Origin of the sequence: Bifidobacterium sp. M3-N-101 (assembly GCF_023656805.1) — a bacterium.
Lineage (GTDB): Bacteria > Actinomycetota > Actinomycetes > Actinomycetales > Bifidobacteriaceae > Bifidobacterium > Bifidobacterium breve.
Map to the genome: position 1 here is coordinate 114,003 of NZ_JAMOKQ010000003.1, position 20,538 is coordinate 134,540.

A 20,538-nucleotide genomic window follows, 5' to 3' on the forward strand; every position below is an offset into this window, starting at 1 on the left:
GATCAGACCTTCTCCCCTTCGTTCTTGCCCATAATGCCGGATGGCTTGACGAGCAGCACGATGATCAGGATGGCGAACACGATGGCATCGGAGAATGCCGAGGTGATGAGGCCTCCGGTGACAGTGCCGATATATGCCTTGGTCAGACTCTCGATCAGGCCGATGGCAAGACCACCGATCATGGCGCCCGGGATGGAGCCGATGCCACCAAGGACTGCGGCGACGAATGCCTTCAAGCCCAACATGGCACCCATCATAGGCGACACCTGCGGGTAGGCGGCGCAGTACATCAGTGAGGCGACTGCAGCCAGACCGGAACCGATGGCGAAGGTCAGGGCGATGGTGGAGTTGACGTTGACGCCCATGAGCACGGCGGCCTCCTTGTCCTCGGAGACGGCGCGCATGGCCTTGCCCTGCTTGGTGAACTTGACGAACAGCTGCAGGCCCACCATGATGACCAGGCCGATGACGATGGTCAGCAGTGTGTCTCCGGAAAGCTTGAGCTTGCCGAAGGCAATGGACGGCAGGTGGAAAATGGTCGGGACTGTCTGGAAGTCGGCACCGAAGATGGCCTGAGAGCCGTTCTCCAGCAGCAGGGACATGGCGATGGCGGTGATCAGGGCGGTCATGGAATTGCCCTTCTCGCGCACCGGTTTGTATGCGGCTTTTTCGACGATGACGCCGACGGCCACGCACACCAGGATGGCGGGAATGACCGCCACCCAGGCGGGCAGGCCCATGGCGACGATGGCGGGAATGGTGAGCATCAGCACATATGCGCCGACCATGATGAAATCGCCGTGGGCGAAGTTGATCAGGCGGATGATGCCGTAGACCATGGTGTAGCCCAATGCCACGAGTGCGTACACGCTACCGATTTTCAGGCCATTGAATAGCTGGCTGACAAACATGATGATCTGATCCATCACTGCTCCCCCTTTCTAAATCTCATTGTGTGTTGAATGCGTTTATTGAATGTCTGATGATGCGCCATGAAAACGCGAAAGGGAGAGGGCCGGAAACCGGCCACTCTCCTATATCGCGCGCTCATACTAGAGCGCATGGATTGGAATCATGCAGCGGTGATTCACTTGGGCTGCACGGTGGTGTTGTAGACAGGCTTGCCGTCCTTCATCTCAAGCACGATGACGGACTTGGTCGGGGAGCCGGACTTGTCCATCGTGAACTTACCGGTCACACCGTCGAAGGTCATGCCGGCCACGGCGTTGCGCACATCCTCACGGGTGGCGTTCTTGCCGGCCTTTTCGATGGCCTGCTTGATCATGTAGATCGTGTCGTAGCCCAGAGCGGCGAAGGTGTTCGGCTCGGCGTTGTTCTTGGACTTGTAGGACTTGATGAAGTCCTGCACCTTGGAGTTGGTGTTGTCGTCGGCGGAGTAGTGGGTGGTGTAGTAGGTCTTGTTGTACTGGGCCTTGTCACCGGTGAGCTTGAGGCCGTCGTAGCCGTCAGGGCCCATCACGTAGCCATCGAAGCCCACGGAACGAGCTTGCGGGATGATGTACGGACCAGCCACGGAGTAGTAGTACGGAGCGTAAAGCAGCTCAGCACCGGAGGCCTGGATCTTCTGCAGCTGAGCGGAGTACTCGGTGTCGTCGGCGGAGGAGGAGCTTTCCTTGTCCACCACTTCAAGACCAAGCTTCTCGGCGGCCTTGGCGAAAGCCTCACCCACGCCGGAGGAGTACGGATCACCGGTACCGTAGAGCACGGCGACCTTCTTGACCTTCAGGTTCTCGGCCGCGAAGCGGGCGGCGACCTCACCCTGGTAGGAGTCCTTGAAGCAGGTGCGGAACAGGTAGTTGCCGGTTTCGATGGAATCGGAGGTGGCGGCCGGGGCGATGGTGACCAGCTTGGACTGGTCGGCCAGCGGAGCCACGGCTGCGGTGGTGGCGGAGATGGTCGGACCGGCCACGGCGAGCACGTTGTTGTCGCCAACAAGCTTGTTGTAGGCGTTGGACGCCTCGGTGGCGTCGCCCTTGTCATCCATGGACTCGAGCTTGACCTTCTTGCCGTTGATGCCGCCCTTGGCGTTGATCTCGGAAACGGCCAGCTCGAAGCCCTTGACCTCGGCCTCGCCGTAAGCGGCAGCGGTACCGGAGTTGGTGGTCACGGTGCCGATGGTGATGGTGTCACCAGATGCCTTGGCGCTGGAGCTGGAGGAGTCATCCATGCTGCCGCCGGAGCATCCAGCAAGGGACAACGCCATAACTGCGGCCGCGCTGGCCGCAATGAACTTAGTGGAGAACTTCACGTTCATCCTCTTCCTTCTTCCTTGGGATATTGCAACATCGTTCATCAGTCAATCAACGCGCGGGATATGCGCGTGAGACGTTCCGTTCGCATAATTCACATACCACAGAACTGCATCACACGGCTTGTGACCGTCATCTACGTCTCTCTCATTCGATGTTTGTCGCGGACTGTTATAACCAGACCCGCTTTGAAGCCGCAATAAATTGTTCTTATTATGAGACAGCGCAATTACGGAAACGAGAATGCAAGCCCAAGGAAATGTGGGATTCGTGAGGCTTAGGAAACTGCAAACAGGTAGCGGTCACGACCCGTCCAGTCCTGGCCGGTCGATGCGGCAGCGAATCCGGTGGCCCTGGCAAAGGCCACGAGACGATCCCCCTGGGTCACGTCATGTTCCATGACAAGCGCGCCCCCAGGCTTGAGAAGACGGCAGGCCCGCTCGATAATGCGCTCGGGAATCAACGTACCGTCCATCGAGCCGCCATACAAAGCCAATTCCGGATCCCAATCACGCACTTCCGGCTGCTCGGGAATATCGGTCTGCGGCACGTAGGGGGGATTGGTGATGACGATATCGACGGTGCCGTCCAATTGGGCCAATGTGGCGAAGGACGTGGCATCCGCGATTTCCAGATGGTAATTCGAGGCAATGGATGGGTACTTTTTCGCGGTTTCCGACAGATTCCTTCGCGTCCATTCGGCGGTGTTCGGAGACAGCTCCACCGCCCACACCTGGCTGCCGGGCACCTCGCTGACAACGGACAGCCCAATCGCGCCGGTGCCGGCGCACAGATCGACCACACGAGGATGGATCATGCCGTTTCTTGTCAGCCAGTCAAGACCGGCCTGCACCACGGTTTCGGTTTCCGGCCGCGGAATGAACACGCCAGGGCCGACCTTCAGGTCGAGATAGCGGAACGGCGCATGACCGGTGATGTACTGCAACGGCTCGCGCTTGGCACGACGGGCAAGCATGGATTGGAAGCGGGCAAGCTGTTCGGCTGTGCCAAGCTCCTCCCCCATCAACAGAGCTTTGTCGACATCGCGCAACTCAACACCTGCCGCCTCGGCAAGGAGCAGTTTGGCATCATGCTCAGGCGTCTCAATGCCAGCCTCACGCAATTGCACGGCGGCATCACGAATCACATCGGCAGCAGCCATCACATCCCTATCTTCCGGTGCCTTAATTATCACATAATGTAAGGGTTTGGCCGGTAAATGCGATGCTCGACCGTAGGCTTGACCGAACGTCCTAGAGTGTGTCGAGCATTGTATCTACCGGCCAAACCCGCTCACGCTACTATCACTTCTGATTGGCCAGACGGTCGGCTTCGTCGGCTTGGATGTCGGAGTCGATTACGGCCTGCAGGTCGCCGTCAAGCACGGCATCCAGGTTGTATGCCTTGTAATTCGTACGATGATCGACGATGCGGTTCTCCGGGAAGTTGTAGGTACGGATACGCTCGGAGCGATCCAACGAGCGTACCTGCGAGTGGCGCATATCAGCCGCCTCAGCGGCCTCCTGCTCGTGCTTCATGGCCAGTAGTCGGGACTTCAGCACGCGCAGGGCGGAGGCACGGTTCTGAATCTGCGACTTCTCGTCCTGCATGTTCACCGTGATGCCGGTAGGCAGGTGGGTCATGCGCACGGCGGAATACGTGGTGTTCACGGACTGTCCGCCAGGACCGGAGCTCATGAAGATATCAATCTTCAGGTCTTTCGGATCAATCTCAATTTCGTCATCGTCCTCGTCGGCTTCGGGGAAAACAATCACACCGGCCGCAGAAGTCTGGATGCGCCCCTGTGATTCGGTGACAGGAATGCGCTGCACGCGGTGCACGCCGCCCTCGTATTTCATCGAAGCCCACACGCCGTCCTCGGGAGCAGGCGTGCCCTTGGCCCGGATGGCAATCTGCACGTCCTTGACGCCGCCGAGCTCGGTGGTGTTCTCGGACTGAATGTTCACGCTCCAGCCGCGCTTCTCGGCGTAGCGGGTGTACATACGCAGCAAATCACCGGCAAACAGTGCAGCTTCCTCGCCGCCGGTGCCGGCCTTGATTTCCATAATGGTGTCTCGCGCATCATCCGGATCACGCGGAATAAGCGCGGTGCGCAGCTTTTCTTCCGCGCCCGGCAGTTCGGATTCGAGACGCTTAGCTTCCTCGGCGAAGTCGGCATCCTCGCCGGCCATCTCCTGAGCGGCTTCCAAGTCATCCTTCAATTGCAACCAAGCTTTGTAGGCTCCCACAATGGCACCTAGCTCGGCATGACGACGGCCTAGTTTGCGCAGCTTGTCCGGATTGGACACGACTTCGGGGCTCGCCATCTGCTCTTCGATGGACTGGTACTCCTCAAGTGCGGTCGCCGCCGCGGGGAACTGTTCGTCTGCCATGACACGCTTTCTGGTTGTGTTGTAATCAGGTCAAAAGAATACAAAAACGCCAGTCCTCGGGCGGGCATGCCGAAGCATGCCGGGCCGAATAGGACTGGCGCGAAGTATGCTACTTGCTCTTCTTGCCGTAGCGCTTCTCGAAGCGAGCAACGCGGCCACCGGTATCGAGAATCTTCTGCTTGCCGGTGTAGAACGGGTGGCACTGAGAGCACACGTCAACGAACATGTGATCTTCCTTGCCAGCAGTGCGGGTCACGAAGGTGTTGCCGCACGAGCACGTCACCTCAACGGGGTGGTAATCAGGATGGATACCCTGCTGCATTTTGCGTCTCCTATGGATTCGGGGGACCCGGGTCGTCATGCCCCTATGGCAAGACGTGAACCGGAACCTTACGGATTATACGCGCCTATATGGACGGGGAATACGTTGCGCTGTCGGAAAAGAGTGGGGCCGCAGGGGCTTGAACCCTGGACCGGGCGATTATGAGTCGCATGCTCTAACCGACTGAGCTACGGCCCCACGATGACCTACCGCGATTGCGGAGTAGTCAACTTGCCAAAGTGTAGCACGACCCCGGTCGCAGGAACGGATAACAAACGACCACTCCCGTATGATGTTGTACGCGCCGCCCACCCTGATGCGCGAGTTCAACGTGCCCAGCAGCACCGTGCAATGGCTGACCACCGGATTCATGCTCACCAACGGCATCATGATTCCGGTCACCGCATTCCTCATCGAGACCTTCACCACACGTCAGCTATTCCTGTATGCGATGGGCATGGTCATCGCCTTTGCTCCGGCACTGGGCCCCACCATCTCCGGTCTGCTGGTCGAATGGCTGAGCTGGCGTTGGATGTTCGCGCTGCTGGTGGCAATCGCCGGCGGCGTGATCGCGGCCGCCTGCTTCACGGTGCACAACGTGGGCGAGCCGACCCACCCGCATATCGACGTGCTGTCCGTGGTACTTTCGACCTTCGGTTTCGGCGGTGTGCTCTTCGGCCTCTCCACTGCCGGCGGAAACGGCTGGGGCAGCATGGACGTGCTGGTATCTCTAGCCATTGGCGTAATCGCCCTGACACTGTTCATCTGGCGCCAGATGCGGCTGGAACAGCCAATGCTTGACTTCCGCATTTTTCGCATGGTGGCCATCGTGTGCATCATCTGTCTGGTGGCACCCTTCTTCATCCGAGACCGCGGTCTTCATCCCGGTCAGAAGCGCTGAAAACATGCTCCAGGGCCGCCAGCACACACCGACGGCCCAAGCCCCCCCCAAAAAAAAACAGAGACTACAACTCAGGACGGCAGCCTCGCGAAAGCCCCATCAATCGCGCGCCTGCTCAATCAGCTGATTCAGCATGCCGGTCTTCTTGGCGGCAACCGCCTCCTCCCAATCCAGCCCGGTATCCTTGGCCCGGCCGTAGAAGAATCTGACCAAACCGGGAAAGTCGGGCCGGTATCCACTGTGGCGAAAACTTCGCGCTATGGCCTCGCCCGTCTTGGGATCATCTGGCCGGTGAGCCTCATAGATCGGAATCGCGCAACCCTGCCACCTGCCTCGCACACGGGCAATGCGGTTGACGATCAGGCCGCCGCGTGCGCCGTCATATTCTGCAGCTTGCGGGCTTGCTACATCATAAATACCACCATTAATGAGATCTTCGACCGTCATTATCCCCTTCACCGCATTGGCATCCTTGATCCAAAACATCGAGGCGAAATTGGTGTCATCAATATCCCGGAAATCCTGCAGCTTCCGTTCCCCGACCTGCGGGTCGACGGCGTACACGTATTCCGCCATAGCCCGGAACGGTGAGATGCCGTTATCTTTGTTATGCACCAGCTCGACGCGCATATCCGAGCTTTCATCTCCGGTCAGACCGATGTCGCTGATCGAGCAATCAAAGGAAAACCAATCCCAAAACTGCCACTCGATCATCCGGAGCAGACCCTCGGGATGTGGCTTGAATGGGTTCAAACTGACTTCACGGTAAAACTCACGCCGCGCCTCGGCATACACGGCAAGATTGCATTGCTTGAACATATCAACGACATCCTTGGTATCCAGGATTGCCGGTGCTCCGGAATCTTCAACGGCGGCAGTGGCTTCGGTCATGGTCGGTCCTTCCGGTCAAGTGTGGACGGCAGGCCGCATCGCCCGCCGTGAGACACACTGTACGGAAGCCGGCGACCTTGGCGCAAGCCCCTCAGCCAAACTTGTGGATAAGTGGAAAACCCAATGATTCCAGGGGTTGCCGATTGTGCATAACCCAGTTGGGACTCGGTGAATAACCCTGTATTCTCACGGGTTATCCACCAATTGCCTCGCCGTCATCCACCGCCTCTCAATTATTCACACCACCTCTGGCGTGTCATCCACCGTCGGCATCGAACCACGCAATAGCCCTACTGACGCAGTCACTCTTCAACAGAGTCAACCCGCCAAACACTGGCGGAACGGCACCGCTAAGAGCACCATCAGTGAAGCCAATCTGCCAAGCACTGGCAACGCGGCACCGCTCACGCTCCTCAGCGGAGCCAACCCGCCACTCCTTGGCACCCCAGCACCACTGAGAACACCCCAGCGAAGCCAAACTGCCAAGCGCCGGCAGATTGGCACCGTTCAGAGCTGGTAATCAGATGATGATGCCATTGCAGTGATCGACTTCATGCTGGATGATTTGCGCAGTCCAGCCGCTGAACGTGGCGTGGCGTGTGCGGAATCGGCGGTCCTCATAATTGACTTCGATACGTCGGTAGCGCAAAGTGCAGCGTTCGCCGGTTAGGGACAGGCAGCCTTCCTGAGTATCGAAGGTGCCGTCCGAGGCCGTAATCACGGGATTGAGCATCACCGTGATACGGCCGCCGAGATCCTCATCTACAAAAGCAATAATGCGTTTGCCGATGCCAATCATGTTGGCGGCCATACCCACGCAACGAGAACGGTTGGCTTCCAAGGTGTCCACAAGATCCTCAATCACTGTCTCATCGCCGGGACCAGCAGGCTCAGACGGCGTGCGCAGGAATGAGCGCGAAGTCATAATAGAGCGTTGCATCTTTGGTTCCTTCTATTCACACGGGCACTCCCCTCAGAGAGGGGAGCTAGAAAAGGAATCAGGCTTCTTCGTGCCAGTGGGGGTTCTGACCGAAGGTGTGGCCTTCAGGGTTGTCCATTGCGGCGATATCGGCCATGTCCTGATCGTCGAGTTCGAAAGCAGTCAGGTCAAGGTTCTGGCGCTGACGCTCCGGGTTCAGGGACTTCGGGATGGCCACATCGCCATACTGAAGATGCCAACGCAGAATGGTCTGCACCACAGAAATACCATGCTTGGCGGCGATACGCTTCAAGTCCGGATCGCGCAGCATCTGGTTGGCACGGCCCAGCGGGCTCCACGCCTCAGTGATGATGCCATGCGCGTTGTCGTAGGCCAGCTGTTCGTGCTGCTGGAAGTACGGATGCAGCTCGATCTGGTTGACGGCAGGGGTCACGCCCGTATCGCGAATAAGCAAATCAATGTGACCGGGCAGGAAGTTGCTAACGCCGATATGCTTGACCAGCCCACGTTCACGGGCTTCGACCAGCGCCTCCCATGCCTCGACGAACTGACCTTGGCTCGGGTTCGGCCAGTGAATCAGGTAGAGGTCGATGTAGTCGAGTCCCATGCGGCACACGCTCTCCTCGATGGTGAGCAGCGCCTCGTCATGGGCGTGGTGGCGGCCAGGCAGCTTGGAAGTGACGATGATGTCTTCACGCGGCACACCGGATTCGCGGATAGCGCGGCCCACCACACCTTCGTTCTCATAGTTGAAGGCGGAATCGATGAGTCGGTAGCCCTGATGAATGGCAGACTTGATGGCGTCCACACCGGTCAGGCCGTTAACCTTATAGGTGCCGAATCCGGTGGCGGGCAGCTCAAGGCCGTCGTTGGCCTTGCGAATCGGAGTGACTGGTGGCTCAAGCATGATAGTCCTCCTGCTTCTCCTGTGATGGAATATCGATTCCATCATAAAGCCAACCGATACGCGGCAGGCGAACTATTTGACTTCCCGCAATTCCGGCGGACGGCGAGTGGAGAAGCGGAACATGAGTGCGGCGAGAATCACGCCAAGCACCGCCATGCCGGTGAACACCATCATGCTTTGCGGGAAAGCGGTGAAATAGGAGTCGGCGGCATCCGCCCCATTGTTCACGGCGGCGGCCGAAAATCCAGAAATCAGCGCGCTGGCCACAGCAGTGTCGTTGGCTGCGTTACTGACTGTGTTGTTGGTCGCGTTGTTGCTGGCGTTGCTGACTGTGTTGCTGCATCGTTCATAAGATTTGCCCCCTCCATTCGTTCGTTTTCGGTGTTGCCGATGGGCTGGCCGCCGGTTGTACCGATTGTTTTCCGATTGTTACCGGTTGTTGGCGTCCTGCTGCATGAGTCGCAAGGCTTCGGTCAAGGTGCGTACCGTGGTTTCGCACTGGTCCGAGGTCAACCCACCCAGCAGTTGGCTCAGATGCGCGTGATATTCCTCCACATAGATGCGGCGGATATCTAAGCCGCGTTCGGCGAGCGTAAGCGTCACCGCGCGGCGGTCGGTGGCATCGGCGTGTTTGACGACGAGTCCGAGGTCGGCCATTTCGCCGACGAGCTTGGTGATGCTCGGCGTGGTGACGCCGAGGAATGCGCTGACATCGCCCACGCGCACGGTGCCGGTATCTTGCCCGTTCGGTTCGTTGATATGCCAGACGGCGTCGATCACGTGGACGTAGCGCGGCTTCATGCCTTTCGGCAATGCCGGCATCAGTTCGGTGATGGTTTTGGCTTTCCAGCAGGCGTCTATAAGACTGCGTACGTCATCCACCGGCAGCTGGCCGGGCTTGGACTTGGTCGCGGACTCAGTCGCGGACTTGGTTTCGGTCTGGGATTCGCTCATCGCTGACCCAACCTCCATTTAGTTACCAATAGTCATTACCTTTAGTAAGGGTATGCGACCTCTAGGCAAACCCAACGACCCATTCGCTCACGTTGGGTTTCGCCATTTTCGGGAGAAAAAACAACAGTGCGGTGATTCCCATAACGAGAATCACCGCACTGTACTGTTCGCGATTATTTACGCGTTGCTATCTGCGTCGTGCGCGTTATCTACGCACCGCCATCTGCGTCACCGCAAGACCGAATGCCTTGCGGCCGGCTGCGTCAGCGCAGAGCCAGGTTGGCGGCACCAATGAGGCCGGCATCCTGGCCGGCGGTGGCGGCGACAATCTTGGCGTGAGCACGGTAGGCGCTGCCTTCCAGGAAGCGCTGGTAGTTGTAGCGGGCCGGCTCCAGCAGGATGTCGCCGACGGCCACCACGCCGCCGCCGATCACGAACAGGTCCGGGTCGAGCACGGCGGAAACGGCGGCCATCGTGCGGCCGAGCCATTCACCGATCTTGCCGAATGCGTACAGGCCGAGTACGTCGCCTTCCTGAGCTGCCTGGGAGACCATCGGGCCTTCCAGCTTGGCGATGTCGCCGCCGCACAGCTCCATGAGGCGCTTGGAATCCTGCGGGCGACGGCGCACGGCAGACTTGGCGAAGTTCTCCAGTGAGGTGCCCGAGGTGTAGCGCTCAGCGCAGCCGCGCAGGCCGCAGCCGCAGTGGTCGCCGTCCGGGACCATCGGCAGGTGGCCGAGCTCGGCGGCCATGCCGAAGGAGCCACGGTAGAGCTGCCCGTTGAGCACGATGGCGCCGCCGAGGCCGGTGCCCACGGTCAGCGCGACCATGTTGGAGCTGCCCTGGCCGGCGCCGTGCACGAATTCGCCCCAGCCGGCGCAGTTGGCGTCGTTTTCGACAATGACCGGCACGGCATGGTCGATCATCGCGCCGACATGCTCGGACAAATCGTAGTTAATCCATGCCGGAATGTTGGCGGAGAAGGTGAGCGTCTTGCGATCCGCGCTCACATTACCGGCCGCGGAGATGCCGATGGCCTCGATATCGGTGTGGCCGGCGGCGACGGCTTCGCGGTAGATCTCGGCGATGTGCTTGTTGATGGCGTCGGCGTCCATCGGCGTGGGGACGCGCCAACGCTGGATGATGCTGTCGTTTGCATCGCAGACGGCAGCGGCGATCTTGGTTCCGCCGATATCGATGGCGAGCGTGGTCATGGCTTACTCCTTGAAGACTTTCGTAACGTACGAGATAGCGAAAATAGTAGTGAGCCGCCATGACCTCCCACCGCGGATTTTCCGTGGTTCGCCATGCGTCGCGAACATTCCGCCGATGCGCTTCCTCATGCATTTCACCCGCTGCAAACGGGCGCCTCCCTTAACGCCGGCATCGGTGCGGACGGCGTGTCGAATCGGATGCATTCACTCTCACCGTCCTTGCGGATGGTATCGAAGAACGGCAGGAAACAAAAAAAAACTCCCGACATGCATCGGGAGTTTGGTGGCGACCCCGGCCGGACTTGAACCGGTGACCTCCGCCGTGACAGGGCGGCGCTCTAACCAACTGAGCTACGGGGCCGTGCGTGCCTCGATGAGGCACAAAAAGATATGCTACAGCATCATCGGATCATGACACGCCGCCTGATACGTCGTTCCTTCCACCGGCGAACCGACCGCAGGTGCGGTGGACGGTATGCGGACCATATCGTTCGACCGCGCACGACCGCACTCCCCATAAGACAGTAGCCGTCATGCGTCAACGCACGTTGTGCGACGACGCGGCACGACGCACGGCCACCGAGGCCAGTAAACCGATGAACAGCATGATGCCGGCGACCAGAAGCGTCCACTGACCTCCTTCGATGAACCCTGAAGTCATCGCATCGGCAATCTTCGGCGCCTCATCGCCGAACCGGGCCGCCGGTCCATCACCGCTGCGGAACACGCCGATCGCTCCACCCGCCGAACCGCTGACCGCCTGGGCCAGACCGTCGCCGACCTTGGTGGGCAGCCCGAGGGATTCGAGCCGCGCCGGCAATGTTCCGTTGACGGCCATGGCCAACGACGCGCCGGAGATGGCCGAACCGACGGCGGTGCCGAGCTGTCGAACCGTGGACTGGGTGGCCGACCCTTCGCCGGACTGCATGATCGGCACTTCGGAGAGCACCACGCTGGTCAGCTGCGCGGAGGCGAAGCCCAGACCCAGACCGTATGCGGCCATGGGAATAAGCTGCCACCACACCGACAATCCCACAGGCATAAGGACCGCGACCAGGGCGACGGCGATGATCTCGATCACAAGACCGAGTTGAATCACGCCGGCCGGGGTGAGCCTGGCGGCCATGACATGGGCCTGCGCACCTGCGACGATGGACCCCAGGCCCATCACGGCCAGCATCGCACCGGCCTGCAGCGTGTTGAGCCCGCGGGCGTTGATGAGGTACAGCGGCAGCATGAACACCAGCGCGAATTCGCCGGCGGCGATGGCCGCGGCCGCCAGATTGCCCCACGAGAATGTCCTGATGCGAAACAGGGTCATGTCCAGCATGACCGGCCGACCGGCTTTGCCCCGCGCCGACTCGAAGACGATGAAGGCAGTCATCAGAAGCGCACCGGCAATCAGGCAGATCGGCACCGGCGACAACCAGTCTCGATTCCAGCTCAACCCGCCCAGCTTCAACTGCGTTGAGGTCTGCTTCCACCAGCCGTAGGTCTCGCCTTCAATAAGACCGAACACCAGCAGGGCCGAGGTCAGGGCAGACAGCACCACGCCCGGAATATCCACACCGACACGATGGGATCGGGCATCCCGTGCGGCATCCGCGGCGCCGGCGACCGAGGCGTCCCCACCGGTCTGCGGTACCAGGAAGATGGCCGACACAAAGACCGCGATACCCAGCGGCAAGTTCACTAGGAAAATCCAACGCCATCCCAGAGTCTCGGTGAACACGCCACCGAGCAGCGGGCCGAGGGCGGCGGCCGAACTCATCACCGCACCCCAGACGCCGAACGCCGCGGCACGGTATTTGCCCCGGAACAGGGCGGACACCGTGGACAGGGTGTTCGGCATGATCATCGCGCCTCCGATGCCCTGCAGCACACGGGCGGCAAGCAGCATCCCCGCACCCTGCGAGGCGGCGGCGAGCGTCGAACTCGCCACGAAGATCACTGTACCGACTTGAAACACCAGTTTGCGCCCCCTGGCGTCGCCCAACTTGCCGAAAGGCAGCAACAACGCGGCAAGCACGATGTTGTAGAGCGAGGTGACCCACTGGGCGTCGGTCAGGTTAATGCCGATGTCGGCGATGATGGTGGGAATGGAGACGTTGACGATCGAGCTGTCGAGCACGATCATGGCCAATCCCAGGGCCATCACCCACAGCGCGCCCCACGGCGGCGTCTGGGTAGGCAGTGGCGACGAGGCCGTCGGATTCGTTGAAGAGATCGAAGACGCATCGGCCTGAGTCTGATGCTGAGATCGGGATGCATGATCCATAACGGGGTTTCCTCTCATTGCCATGATTGCGGCGACCGACACGCCTATGCGCCATTCACGGTACATCCGCGGCCTAGACCGTCTCACCGGATTTCGCGGGACATTCCGGGCGTTCAGCCATGGGCGTAACCTCGGCGGATCACTGAAGAGAGGAGCACCAAAGACGGCCGCACTATTCCAGATGCGTCATTTCGAAATGAAAGCCCGGCAGAACGCCGGAATCGCAACGATCGACAAATCGCCAGACGATACAGGGCCGGGCTCTCGCTCAGGAAACAGGGCATGCCCAGCGCCCATTTACCGGCGTCGGCAATGACGGCATCGCCGCCACCTTCCACGTCTCCTCCTGATGACCGAATCGCTAATTCCCGCCCGCCAGAACCCCATTGCATCGTGTAGACGGGATATGGGATAATCCACAAGGTGCTTTTGCTTGGGACCGAGGCGCCGCGATGACACGGAAATCCAGGGACGGGCGGCATCAAACGGGTCGTTCGGAAACCCTCGAAACCGGCCGCGTCGTTCCACAGTGTGTCATCACGGAATCCAAGCCCGGCAAAACGTTGAAATTGCAACGATAAGACAGGATAAGACACTTATATGGCTGAATTTGTGTTTCAGATGATCAAGGCCCGTAAATCCTACGGCGACCGAGTGATCCTCGATGACGTGACCCTGAGCTTCCTGCCCGGCGCGAAGATCGGCGTCGTGGGCCCGAACGGTATGGGTAAGTCCACCCTGCTCAAGATCATGGCCGGCCTCGAGACCGTGAGCAACGGTGAGGCCACGCTGACCCCGGGCTTCACAGTCGGCATCCTACAGCAGGAGCCGCCGCTGGATGACACCAAGACCGTGGGCGAGAACATCAAGATGGCGTTCGGCCCAATCGCCGAGAAGGTCGCCCGCTTCAACGCTATCGGCGAGGAAATGGCTAACCCGGACGCCGACTTTGACGCGCTAATGGAAGAGATGGGCAAGCTGCAGACCGAAATCGACGCCGCCGACGGTTGGGATCTCGACTCCCAGCTCGAGCAGGCGATGGACGCTCTGCAGTGCCCGGACCCGGATACCCCAGTGAACGTGTGCTCCGGTGGCGAGCGCCGCCGTGTGGCTCTGTGCAAGCTGCTGCTCGAGGCTCCAGACCTGCTGCTGCTCGACGAGCCCACCAACCACCTGGATGCCGAATCCATCCTGTGGCTGGAGCAGTTCCTGCACCAGTACAAGGGTGCCGTCATTGCCGTCACCCACGATCGTTACTTCATGGACAACGTGGCCGAGTGGATCTGCGAGGTCGACCGCGGCCACCTGTACCCGTACAAGGGTAACTACTCCACGTACCTCGAGACCAAGGCCAAGCGTCTTGAGATTCAGGGCGCCAAGGATGCCAAGCTGGCCAAGCGCCTGAAGAACGAGCTCGACTGGGTGCGCTCCTCCCCCAAGGCCCGTCAGGCCAAGAACAAGGCACGTCTGGAACGCTACGACCAGATGGAGAATGAGGCACGCAACAACAAGAAGCTCGACTTCTCCGAGATCCAGATCCCGGCCGGTCCGCGTCTGGGCTCCACCGTGCTGGAAGCCAAGCATATTCACAAGGCCTTCGGCGAGCGCGTGCTCATCGACGACCTGTCCTTCACGCTGCCGCGCAACGGCATCGTCGGCGTGATCGGCCCGAACGGCGTGGGTAAGTCCACGCTGTTCAAGACCATCGTGGGGCTCGAGCCGCTCACCAGCGGTGAACTGAAGATCGGCGATACCGTCAAGATCAGCTACGTGGATCAGAACCGCGAAGGCCTGGATCCGAACAAGAACCTGTGGGAGGCGGTGTCCGGAGGCCTCGACTTCATCGAAGTGGCCGGCGTGGAAGTGCCGACCCGCGCCTACGTGGCCAGCTTCGGGTTCAAGGGCGCCGACCAGCAGAAGCTGACCGGCGTGCTCTCCGGTGGTGAGCGCAACCGTCTGAACCTGGCCCTGACCCTGAAGCAGGGTGGCAACCTGCTGCTGCTCGACGAGCCCACCAACGATTTGGACGTCGAGACTTTGGAATCCCTCGAAAACGCACTGCTCGAATTCCCGGGCTGCGCCGTGGTGATCTCCCACGACCGTTGGTTCCTCGACCGCGTTGCCACGCACATCCTCGCGTGGGAGGGCGATGACGACAACCCGGCCAAGTGGTACTGGTTCGAAGGTAACTTCCAGGCCTACCAGGAGAACAAGGTGGCTCGCCTCGGCGAGGACGCGGCCCGTCCGCACCGTCTGCACAAGAAGCTCGTGCGCGGCTAAGCCCACAGCTAACCTGAGAACAAGGCATATTGCCTGTATTCATCGAAAACCGTCCTGAAAGGGGCGGTTTTCCTATAGCTGTGCATAACCGGCCGTTTACCTTCCAAACAGGCTCGTTGCATTTCGCTCCTGAAACTCTTAACCCTCGCCGAATAGACTGCCAACCATACGTTGGAATAATAAAAACCGAATATCGAACAGGAATCGAGGAACACTATGGCTCAGGCGACCGCCGTCACTCCGCTGGATCATCTGGTGAAAGTGTTGAAGTTGGGTGAGCCTTCCGCTTACCGCAATCACACCTATATCAACGGCGAAAGCATGTACTTCCCCACCGGCCGCGTTTACGGCGGCCAGGTCATCGCCCAGTCGGTGGTCGCCGCATCCAAAACCGTCAACGCATCGCGCCTGCCACACTCGGTGCATGGCTATTTCATCGCCGCCGGCGATATTCGGCAAGATCTGCTGTTCGACGTGGAGAACCTGCGCGACGGCCGCTCGTTCTCGGCTCGCCGTGTCAATGTCACCCAAGCCGAAGGATCGATTTTGACTGCTATCGCCTCCTTCCAGGAAACCGATCAGGAAGGCGTGGAGTTCGCCGATCCGATGCCTGAAGACCTACCTGATCCTGAAATGCTGACCTCCGCCAAGGAGCTTATGCAACCGTTCGCCGAGAAGTCGCCGTTCGCCAATTACTACGCCGAAAAGTCGCCATTTGATATTCGCCACGTGACACCCACCGTGATGCTGCGAGCCGATAAGGATTCCGCTGAGCATGATTCCGGCAAGCAGATGGTGTGGATGAAGGCCGACGGCCATGTCGATGTGTCGCAAGTCATGCACCGCGCGATGCTGGCACTCGGATGCGATCAGGTAATGATGGAACCGGTGCTGCGCCGAGCCGGGCTGTCGATTTCCACACCGGGCATCTCGTACGCTTCCATCGACCACTCGATGTGGTGGTATCGCGATATCGACATCAACGAATGGCACCTGTATGTGCAGGACACCCCGATTGCCGCACACGGCCGCGGCCTGGGCATTGCCAAGGTGTATGCGCGATCCGGCGAACTGGTGGCGGCCATCGCGCAGGAAGCCATGGTCCGCGTGCCGCAGAAGTAGACGAGTCTCGTCTGACTATTATTGCAACGGTCCTCTTTCTAGAAGCGGAAGGAGGACCGTTGCACGGATAAAGGGCTTATTGCCGGTATGCCTGAGCCATATCACGGCGACGCTTGGTCTCTTTCATTTTGGGATTCTCCGGCCCCTCGTTCGGCGGTAATTGGCACAGCCATTCGCCCAGTATGCCGATAATCATATCGGCGATGCACACAGCGGCAGCAATCGCGCATTCGGTGATGGCCTGGGAATAATACTCCGCCTCGATATGACCGATGCTCATCAGGATTTGGCCGCCGTACCAACCGGCAAGCCCCGCACCTGCCAGACCCAACGCCTTGGCCAGTACCAATGTATACACGGCGATGGTGGGGTTGATGAAGCTGTGCGGGCGCTTCTTGGGATCGGTATTGGCGTATTTATGCACCTGCAAGGCCATTACCAGCACGATGATGCCCAGCACGGCCAGCAACCCGGTCACAATCCATGGCGCACCAATCAGCGACAACCCTGAACTTTCGCCGTAGGAAGCCAGACCGGTGCCGGCCAACAGGCCAAGTCCGGTACCGATCACATACTGCCACCATGGCGTTCGTCGTGTTTTCACGTCCGGCCTCCTTATCTTGTACTCCACGTCCACCCTACCGGTTGAACCTGATTCACGCTCGCAGCATGATTGCATCAGAGGACGCGTCTCGCATCACTGCTGCGGCATCACCCAGTTGTCAGACAGCAGTCCGACCTGACCGGCATCCGGCGCCATAGCCAGCAGGAAGGACACAGGATCGCCTCCCAGCATGGCATCAGGATCCATGTCTAGCCAAGGGGCTAACACCGATGCGTGGCTGTGCGCAGAAGGCCAAGGAACACTGCAATTCGGCTCGTCGGAGGTCACGCCTTCCATATCAACCAAATCAAGATCGACCGCCAAATCATGAGCGGCCTCGATACTGCCCAACACGGCAATCAGGTCTGCCGCAGGCAGTTTGGTTTCGAGTTGCACCACCGCGCTCATGGCGTCCGGACCATCAAAATGACTGACGTGGTACAGCGGGGAAATGCCCTGCACCTGATTGCCGGGCACACTGTCAAGCGAGACGATGGTTTCGCGGAATATCTTTTCCGCATCATGCGATGCCGAATCCAACGAAACAATCGCCTTGCGCGAGACGGGTTTCTCATCCGTTCCCGCCGGCGGGAACTGGCTTGCGAAGCGAGACTGAGGGTGGTCTTCTTGTGCGCCGGCCGACAACCCCCAACCAGCAGGGGCAGATTCCTTCTTGCCCACGTGGCTGCTCAGCATCCAATCTTCGCTTTCCAGCTGCACGGCATTGCGGTCTGGAGCGACCGCCAACAAACTGGCCACCGGTCCGCCGTGCGCACCTGCCAGCTTGGCATTGGGATTGAGCGCGGCCCATGGAGCCAGCACAAAAGCACGCTGCCATGCACGCGGGTGAGGCAACGCCAAATCGGGATCGGCGCTGGTAATGCCGTCATAATCGATGATGTCAAGATCCAAAGGCCTGGAGTCCCAATGGTTCTCGCGGATACGGCCATGATCCGCCTCAATGCCTTGCAATGCGGCAAGCAGCTCATGGCTGCCCATCTCAGTCTCCAGCTCCACTACGGCATTCAGGAAGTCCGGCGTGCCATCGGCCATACCCCATGCGGCAGTACGGTACAGCGGAGAAATACCGGTCACCTGCGTGCCGGGCAGTGCGTCGATCTCCCGCACTGCGGCCCGTAGCGTGGATTCCACCTCACTCACGTTGCCACCCAGCGCCACCACTGCGCTATGCATGGAAGGGATGACGGGGGAAACCACCGACGAAGCCGGTTCATGCAGCTGCTCCGACAAAGCTTGTTCCGCATCGCCGCAAGCCCCATCACGCACCCGAGTAATGGAGACGGACACATCATCGAACGCCACGACGATCGGCGCATGCGGCTTATGCACGGTGACGTCAATCTGCATCACAGCCGGTGCATCGGCAAGAATACGATCGGCGATGAGCTGAGCGAGCCGTTCGATAAGGCCCACATGAGGCCCCTCGATGATGGCGACGATATCTTTGGCCACACGGCCATAGTCGATGGTGTCGTTGAGATCATCGGATTGGCCGGCCCTCGTCAGATTAAGATGCAGCGTGGCATCCACGACGAACGTCTGCGGCCGCTCATGTTCAAAGGCGAGCACGCCGTGGGTGCCATTGGCATGCACGCCGGTAAGTGTGATGGTATCCATAATGCTGCTTTCTACGAGAGATACTGGCGCCAGATGTTGCCGGCTATGACGGCAGCATGGCTCTTGGCCACGTCATGCACACGTACGGCCCATGCGCCATGTTCGGCGCTGAGAGCCGACAGCGCAGCAGTCACATCATCGCGCTGGGCCATGGTCGGCCCGTCCTCGCCGACTGCACCGGCCTCGGTGAGCATCGCCGAAATAAAGCGTTTGCGCGATTGACCAATCAGTACCGGGTATCCGGTGCCGCGGAAGGTCTCGAGGCCCGTCAGCAGCGGCAGGTTGTGCTCAATGCTGGGCTTGGAAAAGCCCAGACCCGGATCAATGATGATGCGTTCCGGCTTGACTCCAGCGGCCAGTACACCGTCAACCTGGCGCATGAGTTCGTCATGGACGTCGGTCAGCACACCATGCTCGTATACGGAAGTGTCCTGATCGGGGTTCGCCCCCTTGGATCCGGCAAGCCAGCCACGCCAGTGCTGCACGATATACAGGCAGTCATGGTCGGCAACCACATGAGGCAGATTCGCGTCCAGCGTACCTCCGGAGACGTCATTGATGATCTGCGCTCCCCCATCCAGAGCCGCTGCGGCCACGGACGCGCGGGTGGTGTCGATGGACAGCACCGCACCGGCCGGAATCAGCGCGTTGACGGCACCGGTGATGCGGGCCAGTTCATCCTCCTCAGACACTCGCTTGGCACCGGGACGCGTGGATTCGGCGCCGATGTCGATGATGTCGGCGCCGGCGGCCATCATATCGCGACCATGTTGTGCGGCCTTGGCCGGGTCCAACCACAGGCCGCCGTCCGAGGACGAGTCCTCGGTGATATTGAGCACGCCCATCACCATGGTGTGCGATGCGTCGTGCAATGCTTGCAAATCAGTCATTGTGTTCCTTTTCTGCTCCTGCTGGTGGGAGCTGCCCAGCCATGGGCCGACTGAGGGTGGTCGGGCTGTGGTTTACCACCCCCAGTCGGCTGCGCCGCCAGCCCCCGCCAGCAGGCGGCCAATTTATTGATGAGGTCTCTCCCTCAGTCAGCCTTACGGCTGCCAGCTCCCTCATCAGAAGGAGCTTGTCTCCTTCACTATTTATCCAGAATCAGGCTCATGGCCTCGGCTCGGGTGGCGGGGTTGCGCAGCAGGCCACGCACCGCGGAGGTCACTGTACGGGCGGAGGACTTCTTGATGCCACGCATCGACATGCACAGGTGCTCGCATTCGGTCACCACAATCACGCCACGCGCGCCCGCATATTCGACCAGTGCATCGGCGATCTGCTGGGTCAAGCGCTCCTGCACCTGTGGACGGCGGGCATACACCTCGACCAGTCGGGCCAGCTTGCTCAAGCCCATCACCCCATCCTTGGCCGGAATATAGCCCACATGGGCCACGCCGTGGAACGGCAGCAGATGATGCTCGCATACCGAATACAGTTCGATGTCCTTGACCAGCACCAGCTCGTCGGTATCCACATCGAAATGCTTCTCCAGCACATCGGCCGGCGAGGCCTGCAGGCCGGCGAACAGCTCACGGCAGGCACGGGCGATGCGGTCGGGTGTCTCCACCAGTCCCTCGCGCTCGGGATCCTCACCGATCGACTTCAGGAACAGGCGTACTGCCTGACGCACGCCTTCTTCGTCGTATGAGGATTCCTCCCGCTGGCGACTTTCGGACCCAGAACCACCCCCAGTCGGCTGCGCCGCCAGCCCCCGCCAGCGGGGGCAAGATTCTATATATTCGTTCATCTTCATCTCTCCCTTGATACCGGCTTTACAACGACGTCGGCCCGATCTGGCATACGGACGAAACCATATGCCGGATC

The 20,538-nt window shown here is 60.1% G+C and carries 19 protein-coding genes and 2 tRNA genes; 3 read left to right on the plus strand and 18 right to left on the minus strand.

Annotated elements, in window-relative coordinates:
* Positions 1 to 2 precede the first annotated feature (2 nt).
* From NBH12_RS03095 to NBH12_RS03120, 6 genes are all read right to left on the minus strand, one after another.
* Positions 3 to 926 carry a branched-chain amino acid ABC transporter permease gene (locus NBH12_RS03095; RefSeq protein ID WP_003830120.1) on the minus strand — a complete coding sequence of 308 codons (924 nt, stop codon included), beginning with the start codon at positions 924 to 926 and terminating at the stop codon, positions 3 to 5.
* 161 nt (positions 927 to 1,087) lie between these two features.
* Positions 1,088 to 2,275 carry an ABC transporter substrate-binding protein gene (locus NBH12_RS03100; protein ID WP_015439106.1) on the minus strand — a complete coding sequence of 396 codons (1,188 nt, stop codon included), beginning with the start codon at positions 2,273 to 2,275 and terminating at the stop codon, positions 1,088 to 1,090.
* Positions 2,276 to 2,547: 272 nt separating this feature from the next.
* Positions 2,548 to 3,432 carry a peptide chain release factor N(5)-glutamine methyltransferase gene (gene prmC / locus NBH12_RS03105; protein WP_052789364.1) on the minus strand — a complete coding sequence of 295 codons (885 nt, stop codon included), beginning with the start codon at positions 3,430 to 3,432 and terminating at the stop codon, positions 2,548 to 2,550.
* A 142-nt stretch (positions 3,433 to 3,574) separates the two neighbouring features.
* On the minus strand, positions 3,575 to 4,663 hold the full coding sequence (gene prfA / locus NBH12_RS03110) for a peptide chain release factor 1 (RefSeq protein ID WP_003830112.1): 1,089 nt from the start codon (positions 4,661 to 4,663) through the stop codon (positions 3,575 to 3,577).
* Positions 4,664 to 4,772: 109 nt separating this feature from the next.
* Positions 4,773 to 4,985: a 50S ribosomal protein L31 gene (gene rpmE / locus NBH12_RS03115; protein ID WP_003830110.1), complete on the minus strand. Its 213-nt coding sequence runs from the start codon at positions 4,983 to 4,985 to the stop codon at positions 4,773 to 4,775.
* A 124-nt stretch (positions 4,986 to 5,109) separates the two neighbouring features.
* A tRNA-Ile gene (locus tag NBH12_RS03120) sits at positions 5,110 to 5,183 on the minus strand.
* 91 nt (positions 5,184 to 5,274) lie between these two features.
* Here NBH12_RS03120 and NBH12_RS03125 point away from each other — a divergent pair.
* Positions 5,275 to 5,886, plus strand: coding sequence for an efflux MFS transporter permease (locus NBH12_RS03125; RefSeq protein ID WP_003830086.1), 612 nt, complete (start codon positions 5,275 to 5,277; stop codon positions 5,884 to 5,886).
* Between the two features lie 99 nt (positions 5,887 to 5,985).
* Here NBH12_RS03125 and NBH12_RS03130 read toward each other — a convergent pair whose 3' ends face one another.
* The 8 genes from NBH12_RS03130 to NBH12_RS03165 all read right to left on the minus strand — a co-directional run bounded on the left by NBH12_RS03130 (position 5,986) and on the right by NBH12_RS03165 (position 13,136).
* The gene (locus NBH12_RS03130; RefSeq protein WP_003830084.1) at positions 5,986 to 6,777 is read right to left on the minus strand and encodes a hypothetical protein; all 792 of its coding nucleotides are present in this window, start codon (positions 6,775 to 6,777) and stop codon (positions 5,986 to 5,988) included.
* Positions 6,778 to 7,297: 520 nt separating this feature from the next.
* Positions 7,298 to 7,717: a peptide deformylase gene (locus NBH12_RS03135; RefSeq protein ID WP_016462516.1), complete on the minus strand. Its 420-nt coding sequence runs from the start codon at positions 7,715 to 7,717 to the stop codon at positions 7,298 to 7,300.
* A gap of 58 nt (positions 7,718 to 7,775) precedes the next feature.
* Positions 7,776 to 8,624, minus strand: coding sequence for an aldo/keto reductase (locus NBH12_RS03140; protein WP_016462517.1), 849 nt, complete (start codon positions 8,622 to 8,624; stop codon positions 7,776 to 7,778).
* Between the two features lie 72 nt (positions 8,625 to 8,696).
* A complete protein-coding gene (locus NBH12_RS03145; protein ID WP_003830075.1) occupies positions 8,697 to 8,891 on the minus strand; it encodes a hypothetical protein in 195 nt (64 codons plus the stop codon).
* A gap of 162 nt (positions 8,892 to 9,053) precedes the next feature.
* Complete coding sequence (locus NBH12_RS03150) at positions 9,054 to 9,596, minus strand: MarR family winged helix-turn-helix transcriptional regulator (protein WP_350448163.1); 543 nt, start codon at positions 9,594 to 9,596, stop codon at positions 9,054 to 9,056.
* A 245-nt stretch (positions 9,597 to 9,841) separates the two neighbouring features.
* Positions 9,842 to 10,792 carry an ROK family glucokinase gene (locus tag NBH12_RS03155; RefSeq protein ID WP_025222042.1) on the minus strand — a complete coding sequence of 317 codons (951 nt, stop codon included), beginning with the start codon at positions 10,790 to 10,792 and terminating at the stop codon, positions 9,842 to 9,844.
* A gap of 284 nt (positions 10,793 to 11,076) precedes the next feature.
* A tRNA-Asp gene (locus tag NBH12_RS03160) sits at positions 11,077 to 11,153 on the minus strand.
* Between the two features lie 177 nt (positions 11,154 to 11,330).
* A complete protein-coding gene (locus NBH12_RS03165) occupies positions 11,331 to 13,136 on the minus strand; it encodes an MFS transporter (protein WP_065452781.1) in 1,806 nt (601 codons plus the stop codon).
* A gap of 534 nt (positions 13,137 to 13,670) precedes the next feature.
* On the opposite strand from NBH12_RS03165, the gene ettA reads away from it, so the two are divergent.
* Together ettA and NBH12_RS03175 are read left to right on the plus strand one after the other, a co-directional pair.
* Positions 13,671 to 15,350, plus strand: a complete 1,680-nt coding sequence (gene ettA / locus NBH12_RS03170) for an energy-dependent translational throttle protein EttA (protein WP_003830062.1) — start codon at positions 13,671 to 13,673, stop codon at positions 15,348 to 15,350.
* Between the two features lie 216 nt (positions 15,351 to 15,566).
* The gene (locus tag NBH12_RS03175; protein WP_003830060.1) at positions 15,567 to 16,472 is read left to right on the plus strand and encodes an acyl-CoA thioesterase; all 906 of its coding nucleotides are present in this window, start codon (positions 15,567 to 15,569) and stop codon (positions 16,470 to 16,472) included.
* A 76-nt stretch (positions 16,473 to 16,548) separates the two neighbouring features.
* Here the strand turns inward: NBH12_RS03175 and NBH12_RS03180 are convergent, their stop codons facing one another.
* The 4 genes from NBH12_RS03180 to folE form a co-directional block, all read right to left on the minus strand.
* Positions 16,549 to 17,076 (minus strand): DUF3180 domain-containing protein, encoded by a 528-nt coding sequence (locus NBH12_RS03180; protein WP_014484163.1) that lies wholly within the window; start codon positions 17,074 to 17,076, stop codon positions 16,549 to 16,551.
* Positions 17,077 to 17,169: 93 nt separating this feature from the next.
* Positions 17,170 to 18,714: a 2-amino-4-hydroxy-6-hydroxymethyldihydropteridine diphosphokinase gene (gene folK, locus NBH12_RS03185; RefSeq protein WP_250819166.1), complete on the minus strand. Its 1,545-nt coding sequence runs from the start codon at positions 18,712 to 18,714 to the stop codon at positions 17,170 to 17,172.
* An 11-nt stretch (positions 18,715 to 18,725) separates the two neighbouring features.
* Positions 18,726 to 19,604 carry a dihydropteroate synthase gene (gene folP, locus NBH12_RS03190; RefSeq protein ID WP_003832761.1) on the minus strand — a complete coding sequence of 293 codons (879 nt, stop codon included), beginning with the start codon at positions 19,602 to 19,604 and terminating at the stop codon, positions 18,726 to 18,728.
* 197 nt (positions 19,605 to 19,801) lie between these two features.
* Positions 19,802 to 20,461 (minus strand): GTP cyclohydrolase I FolE, encoded by a 660-nt coding sequence (gene folE / locus NBH12_RS03195; protein ID WP_014484165.1) that lies wholly within the window; start codon positions 20,459 to 20,461, stop codon positions 19,802 to 19,804.
* Between the last annotated feature and the right edge of the window lie 77 nt (positions 20,462 to 20,538).

What these genes read in the sequence shown, in the direction of transcription:
- NBH12_RS03095 (WP_003830120.1), bottom strand. Translation starts at nt 926, where the DNA reads ATGGATCAGATCATCATGTTTGTCAGCCAGCTATTCAATGGCCTGAAA.
- NBH12_RS03100 (WP_015439106.1), bottom strand. Translation starts at nt 2,275, where the DNA reads ATGAACGTGAAGTTCTCCACTAAGTTCATTGCGGCCAGCGCGGCCGCA.
- prmC (WP_052789364.1), bottom strand. Translation starts at nt 3,432, where the DNA reads ATGGCTGCTGCCGATGTGATTCGTGATGCCGCCGTGCAATTGCGTGAG.
- prfA (WP_003830112.1), bottom strand. Translation starts at nt 4,663, where the DNA reads ATGGCAGACGAACAGTTCCCCGCGGCGGCGACCGCACTTGAGGAGTAC.
- rpmE (WP_003830110.1), bottom strand. Translation starts at nt 4,985, where the DNA reads ATGCAGCAGGGTATCCATCCTGATTACCACCCCGTTGAGGTGACGTGC.
- NBH12_RS03125 (WP_003830086.1), top strand. Translation starts at nt 5,275, where the DNA reads ATGATGTTGTACGCGCCGCCCACCCTGATGCGCGAGTTCAACGTGCCC.
- NBH12_RS03130 (WP_003830084.1), bottom strand. Translation starts at nt 6,777, where the DNA reads ATGACCGAAGCCACTGCCGCCGTTGAAGATTCCGGAGCACCGGCAATC.
- NBH12_RS03135 (WP_016462516.1), bottom strand. Translation starts at nt 7,717, where the DNA reads ATGCAACGCTCTATTATGACTTCGCGCTCATTCCTGCGCACGCCGTCT.
- NBH12_RS03140 (WP_016462517.1), bottom strand. Translation starts at nt 8,624, where the DNA reads ATGCTTGAGCCACCAGTCACTCCGATTCGCAAGGCCAACGACGGCCTT.
- NBH12_RS03150 (WP_350448163.1), bottom strand. Translation starts at nt 9,596, where the DNA reads ATGGAGGTTGGGTCAGCGATGAGCGAATCCCAGACCGAAACCAAGTCC.
- NBH12_RS03155 (WP_025222042.1), bottom strand. Translation starts at nt 10,792, where the DNA reads ATGACCACGCTCGCCATCGATATCGGCGGAACCAAGATCGCCGCTGCC.
- NBH12_RS03165 (WP_065452781.1), bottom strand. Translation starts at nt 13,136, where the DNA reads ATGTACCGTGAATGGCGCATAGGCGTGTCGGTCGCCGCAATCATGGCA.
- ettA (WP_003830062.1), top strand. Translation starts at nt 13,671, where the DNA reads ATGGCTGAATTTGTGTTTCAGATGATCAAGGCCCGTAAATCCTACGGC.
- NBH12_RS03175 (WP_003830060.1), top strand. Translation starts at nt 15,567, where the DNA reads ATGGCTCAGGCGACCGCCGTCACTCCGCTGGATCATCTGGTGAAAGTG.
- folK (WP_250819166.1), bottom strand. Translation starts at nt 18,714, where the DNA reads ATGGATACCATCACACTTACCGGCGTGCATGCCAATGGCACCCACGGC.
- folP (WP_003832761.1), bottom strand. Translation starts at nt 19,604, where the DNA reads ATGACTGATTTGCAAGCATTGCACGACGCATCGCACACCATGGTGATG.
- folE (WP_014484165.1), bottom strand. Translation starts at nt 20,461, where the DNA reads ATGAACGAATATATAGAATCTTGCCCCCGCTGGCGGGGGCTGGCGGCG.